We start from the raw sequence: 12,863 nt of genomic DNA on the forward strand, positions 1-12,863 counted from the left end.
TCAGCGGAAGGCCGGGAGGCCGGTGAGCTTCTGGCCCAGGATGAGCGTATGGACCTCGTCGGTGCCCTCATAGGTGCGCACCGATTCCAGATTGTTGGCGTGCCGCAGGGGCGAGTAGTCGCCGGTGATGCCGTTGCCGCCCAGCACGGCCCGGGCTTCGCGGCAGATATCGATGGCGGTGCGGCAGTTGTTCAGCTTGCCCACTGAGATCATATGCGGCTCCAGCTGACCGGCATCCTTCAGCCGCCCCAAGTGCAGGGCGAGCAGCTGGCCCTTGTTCAGCTCCACGGTCATATCTGCCAGCTTCTTCTGGGTCAGCTGGTAACCGGCCAGCGGCTTGCCGAACTGCAGCCGTTCTCCGGCGTAGTCCAGGATGGTCTCAATAGAGTCCCGCGCGGCGCCCATCGCACCCCAGGCGATGCCGTAGCGCGCCTCGGATAGGCAGGCGAAGGGCCCGCGCAGCCCTGGGTTCTCCGGCAGCAGCGCCTCGGCGGACAGGCGGACATTGTCCAGGTCGATATCGCACTGCTGGGAGGCGCGCATAGAGAGTTTGCCGCCGATCACGCTGGCGGTGAAGCCGGGAGCATCGGTGGGGACGATGAATCCGCGGACCTTCTCCCCCGAGCCGTCCTCGGCTGGTGATTTGGCCCAGATGATGGCGATATCTGCGATGGCTGCCAGGCCGATCCAGCGCTTCTTCCCGTTGAGCACCCACTCTTCGCCCTCACGGTGTGCTGTGGTGCTCATCGAAGACGGATCGGAGCCGGCGGTGGGCTCGGTGAGTCCGAAGCAGCCGATCACCTCGCCGGAGGCCATCTTGGGAAGCCAGTGCTGCTTCTGCTCCTCGGAGCCGTTCTTGTAGATGGCAGACATCGCCAGCGAGCCCTGGACGGAGATGATCGTGCGCAGACCTGAGTCCCCGGCCTCCATCTCCTGCATGGCCAGGCCGTACTCGGTGGCGGAGCGTCCGGCACAGCCGTAGCCCTTCAGGTGCATGCCGAACAGGCCCAGCTCAGCCATCTCGCCCAGCAGCTCGGTGGGAAGCACCGCGTCCTCGTACCACTGGGCGATATTCGGCCGGACGCGGCGGTCCACAAAATCGGCCACCCGGTCACGCACCGCACGCTCCTCGGCGGTGAACTGGTCCTCGAGATTCAGCAGGTCGGTGGCGGCACGGCTGGCCACGGGCGGCTCCTTCGGTCGGCGGTCGGTCGGTTCAGAGTCTCTCGCAGCCTCCGGCGGACTAAGGCAATTTATGCACAACTTTCATGAAAGTGGGTGAATATGCGCCTCAATCCGCAAAGGTGCGCTCCGAGCGGTTAGCGTACAGGGTCATGATGCAGCCGTCTGGTCACCTCAATCACCTCGCGCAGTGCGGGGCTGAGGTCCTCGCGGCGCCAGATCAGCCTGACTTTCAGCGGCGGGGGCTGCTCGGCGATGGGGCGGAACTCCACGCCTTCGGCATGAATATGCTCCCGGACGGTGGACTGGGTCAGGGCCACGCCGTATCCGGCGGCCACCAGCACCAGCGAGGTGGCCGAGTCGGGGGCGATCTGGGTGATCTTCGGAATGAACCCGGCCTGGCCGGCCAGCGAGTGCAGCCGCTGCGGCAGGGCGGCGGCCGGCCCGCTGGGCAGCACCACCCAGCTGTCGGCGTGCAGCTCTTTGATGGACACCGCTGCGCGGCGGGCCAGCCGGTGGCCTACCGGCAGCGCGATGAGCAGCTGCTCCTGGGCGATGACCATAGACTCCACCTGGGCCGGCAGCACGTCCCAGCGCCCCAGGGCGCAGTCCAGCTCGCCGGCCAGCACGCGGTCCAGACCCAGGTGGGACAGCATCGAGGAGACCAGCTGAAGCCGCAGCCCCGGCAGCCGGTCCCGGATCTGGCGGGCCATCGGCCCGACCACGTGATTGGTGGAGGGACTGGCGAAGCCCAGGCGCACTCGGCCGGTCCGCCCCCGTGTGGCCTCCTGCACGATTTCGGCCGACCGGTCCACCAGGGTGACGATCTCCTGGGCGTGCGGAAGCAGCGCCTCTCCGGCGGCGGTCAGCCACACCCGTCGGGTGGTCCGCTCCACCAGCTGGCTGCCCAGCGAACGTTCCAGCTGAGCCACCGACCGGCTCAGCGCCGACTGGGTCATCCGCAGCTGCTCGGCTGCCCTGCCGAAGTGGCGCTGCTCGGCCACTGCCACAAAGCACCGCGCCTGCTGGATCTCCATGGGCACATCGTAAGTGAGAGGACACCGCGCATATGCACTCATCTGTGACCGGCCCGCTGGCCGGCGTCGTCGTTCTGGACCTGTCCCGGGTTCTGGCCGGCCCCTATGCCACCATGCTGCTGGCCGACCTCGGCGCCACTGTGATCAAAGTGGAGTCGCCGCAGGGCGATGAGACCCGCACCTGGCGTCCCCCGGAGCGCGACGGGGAGTCCACCTACTTCCAGAGTGTGAACCGCAATAAGGCCTCGATCGCCCTGGATTTGGCCGAGGACGGTGAGATCCTGCAGCAGCTGGTGGCGCGGGCGGATGTGCTGGTGGAGAACTTCAAGCCCGGTGGATTGGAGCGCTTCGGGCTGGACTATGCCACGCTGTCTGCACGGCATCCGGAGCTGATCTACGCCTCACTCTCCGGCTTCGGCCACCAGGGTCCCGGCGCCGCCCTGCCCGGCTATGACGTGCTGGTGCAGGGGGCATCGGGCCTGATGCACGTCACCGGCGATCCCGAGGGCGAACCCACCAAGGCAGGGGTGGCTGTAGTGGATGTGATCTCCGGGCTGCACCTCTACGGGGCGGTGCTGGCGGCTCTGTATGAGCGAAGCCGATCGGGCAGGGGACAGCATCTGCAGGGCAGTCTGATGCTGTCGATGCTCTCCGGACTGGTCAACCAGACCTCGGCGGCGGCCAATACCGGCATCTCGCCGGCCCGGATGGGCAACGAGCATCCCAGCCTGTTCCCCTACGGCCCGTTCCCCACCGCGGAGGGCACGCTGATCATCGCCTGCGGCAACAACGCGCAGTTCGCCCGACTCTGCCAGGTGCTGGGCTGCCCGGAAGCGGCCGAGGATCCGCGCTGGCAGACCATGGCCGGGCGCAACGAGCACCGAGGACCTCTGCGTGAGCTGCTGGAGCAGCGGCTGAGCCGGCACAGCTCGGAGCACTGGTCCCAGGCTCTGCGCGAAGCGTCCGTGCCTTCGGCCCCGATCAACGACGTCGTCGCCAGCCTGGACTTCGCCCGGCAGCTGGGTCTGGAGCCGACGGTGGAGCTGACCCGCGACGACGGCAGCAGCTCCGCCTCGATCGCTCACCCGGTGCAGTGGTCCCGTTCAGAGGTCAGCTACCGCACCGCTCCCCCGCGGCTGGATGAGCATCGGGAGCAGATCTTGGACTGGCTGCGCCAGTGAGACTCACCGGGCGGACGCATTCTGCCCGCCTCCCCGGCGGGCCACGGCGGCCTGCAACTGGGCCTCGGCGTCGACGCCGGCACCGATTCCCCCGGGCAGCCGCAGCAGGAACAGGATGCCCAGCAGCCACCAGCCGCCGAACATGATCCACGGCTGCGGGTCCAGGAACGCCGGCATTCCCGGCATATACAGCACAAACATGCCCACGCTGCACAGCAGTGCCGCCACGCCCACGGCGATGCCCAGACCCCCGCGCTGACCTCCCACGCGCATCGGACGCGGCATCTGCGGTTCGCGCCGACGCAGCACCAGGAAGGTCACGCAGACCATGATGTAGGTCATCACAATCGACGGTGACCCGGAATCCACCAGCCAGTCCAGCATGACCGCGCCGAAGAACGGGGCGATCACCGAGAGCCCACCGACGAACAGCAGCGCGTTGACCGGGGTCTTGTTCTTCGGGTGCAGCTTGGCGAAGAAAGCCGGCAGCATACCGGAATGGGCCATGGCCCACATCAGCCGGGAGGATCCCACCAGGAACGCGTTCCAGGATGTGGTCAGCCCGGCGATGGCCCCGGCGACCACGAAGTTGGACCACACCTCGCTGCCCATCAGCACGCCGAAGGCATCAGCGGTGGCCAGCTCGAAGTCCACCAGCTCGGAGGCCGGCAGCGCCACCGAGGTGGTGAGCACCACCGCCACGTAGAACGCGGTGGCCGCCAGCACCGCGATCACCACCAGGCGTCCGACCTTCTGCGGAGGCAGCTTGACCTCCTCGGCGGACTGCGGGATCACGTCGAAGCCGACGAAGAAGAACGGGACCACCACAAGAACGGCGATGATGCCGGCCGAGCCGCCGGTGAACACCGGCTCCATATGCCCCGGCTCGCCTCCGGTGAACGAGGCCAGGACCATCACCAGGATCATCACGAACAGGAACAGCACCACCGAGCTCTGCAGCAGGCTCGCCGGCTTGATGCCGCGGATGTTCAGCCAGGTGAGGAAGACGGCGGCGCCGACGCCGATCAGCGCCCAGACCAGGTACACCTGGGAACCGGCCACCTCCCACAGCGGCACCGAGTAAACCTGCGGGAACAGGTAGGCCACAGTGTTGGGGATGGCGACCGCCTCATAGGCCGCCACGGTGATGTAGCCGCCCAGGATTCCCCACGAGCCGAGCAGAGCCAGCCGAGGGCCCAGTCCGCGCATCAGATAGTGATGCTCGCCCCCGGCCCAGGGCATCGCAGAGGTCAGCTCGGAGTACAGCAGTCCGACCAGCGCCATGATCACGCCTCCGGCTGCAAAGGCGAGCACGGCTCCGCCGGTGCCGGCCTCATTGAGCCAGCTGCTGGTCTGCACGATCCAGCCGAAGCCGATCATGGCGCCGAAGCCGAGGAAGAAGACCTCGAACCGGCCCAGAGTGCGTTTGAATCTGCTGTCAGTCGTATCTGCCATGGACCAGCTCACCACTTCCCTTGTGCTGCCCCGCCTGAGAGCGGGACAGGCTTCGTGACGTGATGGAGGTCACTCTAGCAACGCAGCGCTACTGCGGCGGGGAGCTGCTCTGGTGCGGCTCGTCCTCCCCCTGATCAGTCTTCTCATCCGGCTTCACATCGGTCAGCCGCACGCCGTAGCGGGGCCGGCCGCTTTCGTCCTGCCAGCCGCTGGCAGGCCTGCCGGACGGGCGCGGCTGCGCCTGCGGCCCAGTCCCGGAGGCACCACTCGGCCCGCCGACCGCGCCAGCGCCGGGTCCAGCACTCTGGCCCGCACCCTGGCCGGTCCCCGGGCCGGTGGGATCGTCGGCGCGCTGAAGGCTCGCCACGCCGGAGGAGGCCACCAGCTGCCTGGCGCGCGGGGCCTGGGAGAAGTCGCAGACGACGTCGAAGGTGGTGGCCACCAGCTGAGAGGAGGAGGCGAAGTCCCGCTGGCCGCGGCGCACCGCATAGCCCACCACGCCGATCAGCATCCAGATGCACATGCCCAGCACCACCGAGAGCAGCATGTTGATCATGGGCGAATCCGGGGCGAACAGCCAGATCAGCAGACCGATGAAGAAGCCGAACATGGCGCCCTGGGCCGCACCGGCCCCGGCGACCTTGGGGTAGGAGAGGCGGGAGCGGATATGCTCCACCGACCGCAGATCATTGCCCACGATGCTCAGCGCCTTGACGTCGAAGCCTTCGGCGGAGGCCAGGTGGTCCACCACCTTCTGGGCCTGGTCATATGTCCGGTAGCGGCCCAGCAGTTCGCCGCGGGGAAGGCCACCGGTGTTCATCTGCGCAGCAGGACTCATAGCACTATTCTGCCAGCGTCGCCGGCCACCGAAGCGCGGGTACTCGCTGAGCGGACAGCCGGCTGGACGGGGCCCATAGACTGGAAGGGTGCCTGATCCCACCTCCACACCGCAGTCTGCGGCCGATAACGTCCTCCGCCGGCTCGGCGAGGTCCTGGACCCTGAGCTGCGCATTCCGATCACCGAGGTCGGGATGGTCGGCGGCGTCGAAGTGGACCGCCACGGCCGGGCCGATGTGACCATCAAGCTCACCACCGAGGCCTGTCCGATGCGCAGCCGAATCGTCACCGACGTCACCGCCGCGGCCGTGCGCGCCGAGGGGGTCCGCACCGCGGAGGTGCAGCTGGAGGTCATGACGCCGCAGGAGCGGGCTGAGCTGAAGGAGCAGCTGCGCGGCGGCGCGAAGGTCAACCGGTTCGCCCAGCCCGATTCGCTGACCCGGGTCTATGCGGTCGCCTCCGGCAAAGGCGGGGTGGGCAAGTCCACCGTCACGGTCAACCTGGCCTGCGCCCTGGCCGACCGCGGCCTGAAGGTCGGGGTGGTCGACGCCGATGTGCACGGCTTCTCCGTGCCGTCGCTGATGGGCATCACCGATGCGCCCACCCGGCTGGACGAGATGATCCTGCCTCCGGTGGCCTACGGGGTGAAGACCATATCCATCGGCATGTTCGTGGAGGGGAATCAGGCAGTGGCCTGGCGAGGGCCGATGCTGCACCGGGCGGTGGAGCAGTTCCTCACCGATGTGCACTTCGGGGATCTGGACGTGCTCCTGCTGGATCTGCCCCCGGGCACCGGGGACATCGCCATCTCTGTAGCTCAGCTGCTTCCCAGTTCGGAGCTTCTGGTGGTCACCACCCCCCAGACGGCCGCGGCCTCGGTGGCCGAGCGGGCCGGGGCGCTCAGCCATCAGACCGGCCAGCAGGTGGCCGGTGTGGTGGAGAATATGGGGCCGATGACGCTGCCGGACGGCACCGTGATGGAGCTCTTCGGCTCCGGCGGCGGCCAGCTGGTGGCCGACCGGCTCAGCGAGCAGCTCTCCACCCAGGTGCCGCTGCTGGGCTCGGTCCCCCTGGACGCCGCACTGCGGGAGTCCGGAGACGCCGGAACGCCTGCGGTGCTGCGCGCCGAACCCTCCCCCGCCGGGACTGCGCTGCGCCAGATCGCCGACCGGCTGGCCTCGCGCAGCCGGGGCATCGCGGGGCGGTCCCTGCCGCTGAGTCCCGCCTGAGGCGCCGAACCCGCAGTGACGCAGGTCTCCTGCATACCCATTAGACTCGTGTCCCACACCACAACTGTGAGGGAGACTGGAATGCCTTTGAGAAACCAGACTCTGCGCCTCGGCGGGGCGCTGGCCGCCTCCGCCCTTCTGCTGACCGCCTGCGGCGGGGGCAGCGAGGAGGGCGGCAATGCTGAAGGAGGCGGCGACGTCGGCGATATGGATGCTGAGTTCATCACCATCGCAACCGGCGGCTCCTCCGGGGTCTATTACCAGGTCGGCGCGACGATGGCCGACATTCTGGCGGAGACTATCGATGCGGACACCTCCGTGCAGGCCACCGGCGCCTCTGCCGAGAACATCAATATGATCTCCGACGGGGACGCGGAACTGGCCTTCACCATGGGCGACGCCACCGTCCAGGCGGTGGAGGGCACCGGCCCGTTCGAAGACGATCCGCGCGAGGGCCTGCTGGCCATCGCCGCACTGTACCCCAACACCGTCCAGCTGGTGGCCACCGCGGACTCCGGCATCGAGTCAGTGGAGGATCTGGCCGGGGCCAATGTCGCCGTCGGGGATGTGGGCTCCGGAGTGGAGCTGAATGCCCAGATGGTGCTCGATGCCTATGGGATGAGCTACGAGGACTTGAACGAGGACTACCTCTCCTACGCTGAGGCGACCGATCAGATGGCCAATGGCCACATCGACGCCGCGTTCGTCACCTCGGGACTGCCCAATCCTGCGCTGACGGAGCTGGGCACCAGCACTGACTTCGTTGTGGTGCCCATCGACGGCGAAGGTGCCGAGAATCTGCTCACCGACTACGACTTCTTCGCCGAGGATGTGGTGCCGGGCGGCACCTACCTGCAGGAGGAGGACGTGCCGACGGTGGGCGTGACCAACCATCTCATCGCCACCGCGGACCTCAGTGAGGACGCCGTCTATGAGATCACTGCAGCGCTGTTCGACAACCTGGACCGGATCCACGGTTCGCACGCTGCCGCAGAGCAGATCACCCTGGAGACCGTGACCGAAGGCCTGGTCGTGCCGATGCACCCCGGCGCGGAGCGGTACTTCGAGGAGCAGGGTGTGTCCCTGGACTGACGCGCGCCGAATATCGCGACGGCGGCTGCTGGGCCTGGCATGGCCTGCGGCCGCCGCCGTGTGCTGCGGACTCTCCGGCTGCTCCACGCAGCTGCATCTGGTGGCCGCGCATCAGCGCCGCTCAGAGGTGTACGCGCGCACGCCGGTGAGTCCGGGCACCGTGATCAGCCACTCCTGGATCCACTCGATCGAGCTGTCGCGCTGGAGCGACTTCTACCGCGTGGAGCCGGACCGGCTGGTGCTGTCGAAGACGGAGTTCTCCGAATACGGTGCCGGAATGCCCCTGGACGAAGGGGATCTGCGTCTCACAGATGGCAAGATAGTGATTGAGAACATAGGCCGGGATTTCACCACGATTCGCTGGTTCCATTCGCACCGGGCCCAGTACCGCATAGGGGTCGACGGCGATCTCCGGGTCATCGATGCCGGCTCCCTGCCGGACCGCGAGCCCCTCGAACTGAGGCTGGAGAACTGAGGCTTCTATGAGTGAACGCAGCCAGCACCGTCCGGCCGTCGGCGTGGAGCCCGGCGCCCAGGCCGAGCCGGAAGCCAGCGTTGATCTGGGCACTCTGGTGCCCGAGGATGATCAGCTCCGGGAACAGAGGCAGCGCCAGGCGCAGGAAGCGGCGGCGAGGTATGACGCGGAGTCTCGGGTGCGCACCGAGCAGTGGCGTCCGGTGGCGCTTCTGGTCAGCGCCGTGGCGGTGTGCCTGGCGCTTTACCACATCTACACCGCGTATCAGACGCTGCTGCCCACCATGGTGCACCGCTCGCTGCATGTCAGCGCGATGCTGTTTCTGGTGTTCATGATCTATCCGCCCACCCGCAGGGCGCAGGGCTGGGTGTGGAGGATTCCTGACACAGTCCTGGCGGTGCTGGCGCTGGTGCCCACTGTGTACCTATGGGCCAACTATGAGCAGGTGGTGCTTCAGGCCGGGCGGTTCACCGGCACGGATGTGGCTGTGGGAACGCTGCTGGTGGTGCTGGTGCTGGAGGCTGCCCGCCGGGTCACCGGCTGGGCGCTTCCGGTGCTGGGGCTGCTGTTCATTCTCTTCGGGCTCTACGGCCGGGAGATGCCGGGGCTGTTTCGGCATCGCGGCTATGACTGGGACACCCTGGCCTATCACTACTTCGCCACCACCGAGGGCATCTTCTCCACTGCAGTGGGCGTCTCATCCACCTACATCATTCTGTTCATCATCTTCGGTGCGTTCCTGGCGAAATCGGGGATGAGTCTGATGTTCAATGACCTGGCCCTGGCCATCGCTGGGCAGACTCGGGGCGGGCCCGCCAAGGTCGCCACCGTGGCTTCTGGGTTCATGGGGTCGATCAATGGGGCGGCCATCGCCAATGTTGTCTCCACCGGAGCCTTCACCATCCCGCTGATGAAGAAGATCGGCTATACGCGCACCTTCGCCGGGGCTGTGGAGTCCACTGCGAGCGTGGGCGGGCAGATTCTGCCGCCCATTATGGGGGCCGCGGCGTTCATCATGGCCGAGACCCTGGGGGTCCCCTACACCACCGTGGCGCTGGCAGCGATTGTTCCGGCGCTGCTGTACTACCTCAGCCTCATCGTCCAGATCCACCTGCGCGCCACCCGGATGGGGCTGAAGGGCATCTCCAAGGACAACCTGCCCGACGTCCTCGAGGTGCTCAAGGAGCGCGGACACCTCATCCTTCCGCTGGTGTTCCTGATCTACATGCTGTTCTTCACCGGCTTCACCATCCTGTACTCCGCTGCCATGACCATTGTGGTGACCGTGGTGGTGGCGATGCTGCGGCGCAGCAGCCGGATGACTCCCCGGCAGATTCTCCAAGCCCTGGAGGAGGGCGTCCGTTCTGCGGTCAGCGTGGCAGTCGCCTGCGCGGCCGTGGGAGTCATCGTCGGAGTGGTGGGCATCTCGGGGTTCGGAGTGACCCTGGCCAGCGCGATCGTCTCCCTCTCCGGCGGCGTCCTGTTCTGGACGCTGGTGTTCACCATGATCGCCTGTCTGGTGCTGGGCATGGGGCTCCCCTCCATCCCTGCCTACATCGTCACTGCCACGATGGCCGCACCCGCGCTTGTGGAGTTGGGAGTAGAGCCGATTGTGGCCCACCTGTTCGTCTTCTACTTCGGCCTGTTCGCCAATATCACTCCGCCGGTGGCGCTGGCCTCGTTCGCGGCCGCCGGCATCTCCGGCGGCCGCCCTATGGCCACCGGTTTGGCGTCCCTGAAGTTGGCGGGGGCAGGGTTCGTGGTCCCCTACATCTTTGCCTTCAACCCGGATCTTCTGCTGCGTGGGGTCGATCTGGTCACCGGCGTCAGTGTGGTGGCATCAGCTGTGGTCGCTGTGATGCTGCTCGGCGTCGCGCTGGAGGGCCACTTCATGGAGCCGGTGGCCTGGTATCTGCGCCCGGTGCTGGCGCTCGGGGCCGTTCTGATGCTCAACACCAATATGGTCTACGACCTCATCGGGCTGCTGCTGGTGCTGGCGGTGCTGGCGGTGCAGATGCTCAAGGCCCGTGCGCGCGGGAACCTGAAGCTCAGCGCCATCTGAGCCTAGGTGGCATCGGGGTCGAAGGGCGCCGGCCGTCTCTCCTGCTCGGCCTGACGGGGTGAACCGGCCACACCTGCGGAGGCGCCGGCCACACCGGCGGCCACTGTGGAAGCCCCCGCGCTCTTCTCCGAAGCGGAACCGGCGGCGAACAGTTCCCGCGGATCCACACTGCGACGGAGGCTGCGCGCGTCCTTGACCACGTCGTACTCCTCCGCGAGGGCTTCGCGAATGATGCGGCGCGGGTCGTACCGTCGGGGGTCGTACTTCTGCCAGTCAACCTCGTCGAAGTCGGTTCCGGTCTCTTCCTTGAACCGCACTTTGGCGTCCTGTGCCATAGCACGGGCCTTCTTCACCCAGCGAGCCAGCGCCTGGGCGTACTGCGGCAGCCGTTCCGGCCCCAAGAGCACAAAGGCCAGCAGGATGAGGATGAAGAACTCGTAGACGTTGATCCCCGGCACGCAGTCAACTCTATCGCTTCGGATGCGGACCCGGTCAGTCGAAGAGTGCGAACAGCTCCTCGAAGCCGCGCTCCAGCCGGTCGCCCGCCCCCGGGGAGGAGGGCAGCAGCTGCACCCGCGACCGGTCCGTGATCAGCACCCAGGAGGCGATCTCAGGGGCCGATTCGGCAGGCAGGTTGGAGGTGATCACGTACTGGACCTGCGGCATCTCCACCGCCGCGGTCCAGGCGGCGCGCTGATCGCTGACGAAGAAGGAGCCCTCGTGACCGGTGGAAAGTTCCAGCGTCTCTTCGGTCACCGCATCCAGGTCCACCACATTGTGAAGCTTCTCGCGGAGCGGATACAGCTCGCGTTCCTCCTCTTCCGGACGCGTCTCCGCCACATTGATGTAGTGCTCACCGTCGGAGAGGTGGGCCTGTATGGTGCGCACCCCCTCCAATGAGCTGGTCTCCAGGTACTGGTGGTCGTAGCCGCTGCGGTTGAGGTACGGCACCGACCAGCCCAGCTCCTTGAGCCCGGAGAGGTTCTCCACCGGGATCTCCCGGACCTCTGCACCGGTGCGCGCGCCGGGAAGCACCACTGCGGCCTCGCCGACCACATAATCCTCGTGGGTTCCCACCGCTGGGGAGAGCGCCGATGCCATCGCAGCCTCTTCCCCGGAGTTCGCGCTGGAGTCCGGCTCAGGCTCGGGCGGCAGCAGCTCTTGGACGCTGCTGGTGGCAGCCGGCGCACGGCCGCCCAGAATCCACGCGGCAGCGACCATCACGCACGAAACCAGCACCAGCGAGGACAGAAATGCCGCGACCACCCAGCCCAGCCGGACATGGCCGGCTCGGCGTGCTGCAGTGCTCTGGGTGCTGCTGATATGCCGGGGCATCCTTTCAAGGATGCCGCCCTTGGCTGAACATCGGCTTAAATTATCCTGGACATTGGGTAGGGTCGGGGCGTCCGCGGCGACCCAGATTCCGGGGATTAGGATGAGGTGTCATCGCCGATGCGAGGAAGTGAGTTATGAGCCCGGGTCAGACCGCCAAGCACTCCAGCTGGGCCTACGCGGAGGAGCATGCCGAGGAGGATCCTGTGCTCGAGCTGGCTCGCGCCCGCGCGTGGCAGCTGGGCGCCCGCCCGGTGAGCCCCGGCACCGCGTCGGCCCTGCAGCTGCTCGCCGCCGCCGTCGGTGCCTCGGCACTGGTGGAGATCGGCAGCGGCGCCGGGGTTTCCGGGACTGCGCTGCTGCGCGGGGCACCTTCGGGCGCGGTGCTGACCACTATCGATGCGGACCCTGACCACTCAGCGGCGGCCAAGGAGGTCTTCCGCGCCGAGTCGGTTCCCGCCTCTCGGACCCGGATGATCACCGGACGCGCCGAGACCGTGCTTCCGAGGCTGACCGCCGCCGGCTATGACCTTGTGTTCATCAACGCTCCCGCGGAGGAGACCGGGCACTTCGCGGCGGAGGCTCTGCGGCTGCTGCGGTCAGGCGGACTGCTGCTGATCAATGACGCCCTGGACAATGACCGGGTGCCCAAACCCGCGGTGCGGGAGGACTCGACGCAGGCGATGCGGGAGCTGGAGCGCCGCCTGCGGGAGGACCCGCAGCTGACCACGGCCCTGCTGCCCACCGGCACCGGCCTGCTTGCTGCGGTGAAAGCCTGAGCCGCTCTACTCCCCCACGGCCTCAATGAGGCACTGCTTCAGAGACTCAGCCTCTTCATTGTTGATCTCCAGCACCAGGCGGCCTCCGCCGTCGATCGGCACGCGCATGATCAGGCTGCGCCCCTCTTGGGTGACTTCCATCGGGCCGTCGCCGGTGCGCGGTTTCATAGCAGCCATCGAGAGAATCCTTCTTCCATTGTCG

Annotated in this window: 13 protein-coding genes; 6 read left to right on the forward strand and 7 right to left on the reverse strand. The window is 67.3% G+C overall.

Going from position 1 to position 12,863, the window contains the following annotated elements; translation table 11 throughout:
* Complete coding sequence (locus tag Q1K09_RS02045) at positions 1 to 1,185, reverse strand: acyl-CoA dehydrogenase family protein (protein ID WP_300342776.1); 1,185 nt, start codon at positions 1,183 to 1,185, stop codon at positions 1 to 3.
* Positions 1,186 to 1,319: 134 nt separating this feature from the next.
* A complete protein-coding gene (locus Q1K09_RS02050) occupies positions 1,320 to 2,219 on the reverse strand; it encodes a LysR family transcriptional regulator (protein WP_300342778.1) in 900 nt (299 codons plus the stop codon).
* Between the two features lie 32 nt (positions 2,220 to 2,251).
* Here Q1K09_RS02050 and Q1K09_RS02055 point away from each other — a divergent pair, with 32 nt between their 5' ends.
* Positions 2,252 to 3,400: a CoA transferase gene (locus Q1K09_RS02055; RefSeq protein WP_300342779.1), complete on the forward strand. Its 1,149-nt coding sequence runs from the start codon at positions 2,252 to 2,254 to the stop codon at positions 3,398 to 3,400.
* 3 nt (positions 3,401 to 3,403) lie between these two features.
* On the opposite strand, the gene Q1K09_RS02060 is transcribed toward Q1K09_RS02055, so the two are convergent.
* Together Q1K09_RS02060 and Q1K09_RS02065 are read right to left on the reverse strand one after the other, a co-directional pair.
* Positions 3,404 to 4,855 (reverse strand): APC family permease, encoded by a 1,452-nt coding sequence (locus Q1K09_RS02060; RefSeq protein ID WP_300342781.1) that lies wholly within the window; start codon positions 4,853 to 4,855, stop codon positions 3,404 to 3,406.
* Between the two features lie 88 nt (positions 4,856 to 4,943).
* Positions 4,944 to 5,693 carry a general stress protein gene (locus Q1K09_RS02065; protein WP_300342783.1) on the reverse strand — a complete coding sequence of 250 codons (750 nt, stop codon included), beginning with the start codon at positions 5,691 to 5,693 and terminating at the stop codon, positions 4,944 to 4,946.
* 88 nt (positions 5,694 to 5,781) lie between these two features.
* Between Q1K09_RS02065 and Q1K09_RS02070 the strand changes: the two genes are divergently transcribed.
* From Q1K09_RS02070 to Q1K09_RS02085, 4 genes are all read left to right on the forward strand, one after another.
* Complete coding sequence (locus Q1K09_RS02070; protein WP_300342785.1) at positions 5,782 to 6,921, forward strand: P-loop NTPase; 1,140 nt, start codon at positions 5,782 to 5,784, stop codon at positions 6,919 to 6,921.
* Between the two features lie 87 nt (positions 6,922 to 7,008).
* On the forward strand, positions 7,009 to 8,013 hold the full coding sequence (locus Q1K09_RS02075) for a TAXI family TRAP transporter solute-binding subunit (protein WP_300342787.1): 1,005 nt from the start codon (positions 7,009 to 7,011) through the stop codon (positions 8,011 to 8,013).
* On the forward strand, positions 7,997 to 8,488 hold the full coding sequence (locus tag Q1K09_RS02080; RefSeq protein WP_300342788.1) for a DUF1850 domain-containing protein: 492 nt from the start codon (positions 7,997 to 7,999) through the stop codon (positions 8,486 to 8,488). Before Q1K09_RS02075 ends, Q1K09_RS02080 begins: the two co-directional genes overlap by 17 nt.
* Before the next feature lie 7 nt (positions 8,489 to 8,495).
* Positions 8,496 to 10,550 (forward strand): TRAP transporter permease, encoded by a 2,055-nt coding sequence (locus tag Q1K09_RS02085; RefSeq protein ID WP_300342789.1) that lies wholly within the window; start codon positions 8,496 to 8,498, stop codon positions 10,548 to 10,550.
* A gap of 2 nt (positions 10,551 to 10,552) precedes the next feature.
* On the opposite strand, the gene Q1K09_RS02090 is transcribed toward Q1K09_RS02085, so the two are convergent.
* Both Q1K09_RS02090 and Q1K09_RS02095 read right to left on the reverse strand, forming a co-directional pair.
* Entirely contained in the window at positions 10,553 to 11,008 is a 456-nt protein-coding gene (locus tag Q1K09_RS02090) for a hypothetical protein (protein WP_300342791.1), read from the reverse strand.
* A 34-nt stretch (positions 11,009 to 11,042) separates the two neighbouring features.
* Entirely contained in the window at positions 11,043 to 11,885 is an 843-nt protein-coding gene (locus Q1K09_RS02095; protein ID WP_300342792.1) for a hypothetical protein, read from the reverse strand.
* A gap of 134 nt (positions 11,886 to 12,019) precedes the next feature.
* Between Q1K09_RS02095 and Q1K09_RS02100 the strand changes: the two genes are divergently transcribed.
* Entirely contained in the window at positions 12,020 to 12,661 is a 642-nt protein-coding gene (locus Q1K09_RS02100; RefSeq protein ID WP_300342794.1) for a class I SAM-dependent methyltransferase, read from the forward strand.
* Between the two features lie 6 nt (positions 12,662 to 12,667).
* Here the strand turns inward: Q1K09_RS02100 and Q1K09_RS02105 are convergent, their stop codons facing one another.
* Positions 12,668 to 12,838 (reverse strand): DUF3117 domain-containing protein, encoded by a 171-nt coding sequence (locus Q1K09_RS02105; protein ID WP_084709788.1) that lies wholly within the window; start codon positions 12,836 to 12,838, stop codon positions 12,668 to 12,670.
* Between the last annotated feature and the right edge of the window lie 25 nt (positions 12,839 to 12,863).

The sequence above is a fragment of the Nesterenkonia sp. genome (assembly GCF_029265375.1).
Classification (GTDB): Bacteria; Actinomycetota; Actinomycetes; order Actinomycetales; family Micrococcaceae; genus Nesterenkonia.

What these genes read in the sequence shown, in the direction of transcription:
- Q1K09_RS02050 (WP_300342778.1), bottom strand. Translation starts at nt 2,219, where the DNA reads ATGGAGATCCAGCAGGCGCGGTGCTTTGTGGCAGTGGCCGAGCAGCGC.
- Q1K09_RS02055 (WP_300342779.1), top strand. Translation starts at nt 2,252, where the DNA reads ATGCACTCATCTGTGACCGGCCCGCTGGCCGGCGTCGTCGTTCTGGAC.
- Q1K09_RS02060 (WP_300342781.1), bottom strand. Translation starts at nt 4,855, where the DNA reads ATGGCAGATACGACTGACAGCAGATTCAAACGCACTCTGGGCCGGTTC.
- Q1K09_RS02065 (WP_300342783.1), bottom strand. Translation starts at nt 5,693, where the DNA reads ATGAGTCCTGCTGCGCAGATGAACACCGGTGGCCTTCCCCGCGGCGAA.
- Q1K09_RS02085 (WP_300342789.1), top strand. Translation starts at nt 8,496, where the DNA reads ATGAGTGAACGCAGCCAGCACCGTCCGGCCGTCGGCGTGGAGCCCGGC.
- Q1K09_RS02095 (WP_300342792.1), bottom strand. Translation starts at nt 11,885, where the DNA reads ATGCCCCGGCATATCAGCAGCACCCAGAGCACTGCAGCACGCCGAGCC.
- Q1K09_RS02100 (WP_300342794.1), top strand. Translation starts at nt 12,020, where the DNA reads ATGAGCCCGGGTCAGACCGCCAAGCACTCCAGCTGGGCCTACGCGGAG.
- Q1K09_RS02105 (WP_084709788.1), bottom strand. Translation starts at nt 12,838, where the DNA reads ATGGCTGCTATGAAACCGCGCACCGGCGACGGCCCGATGGAAGTCACC.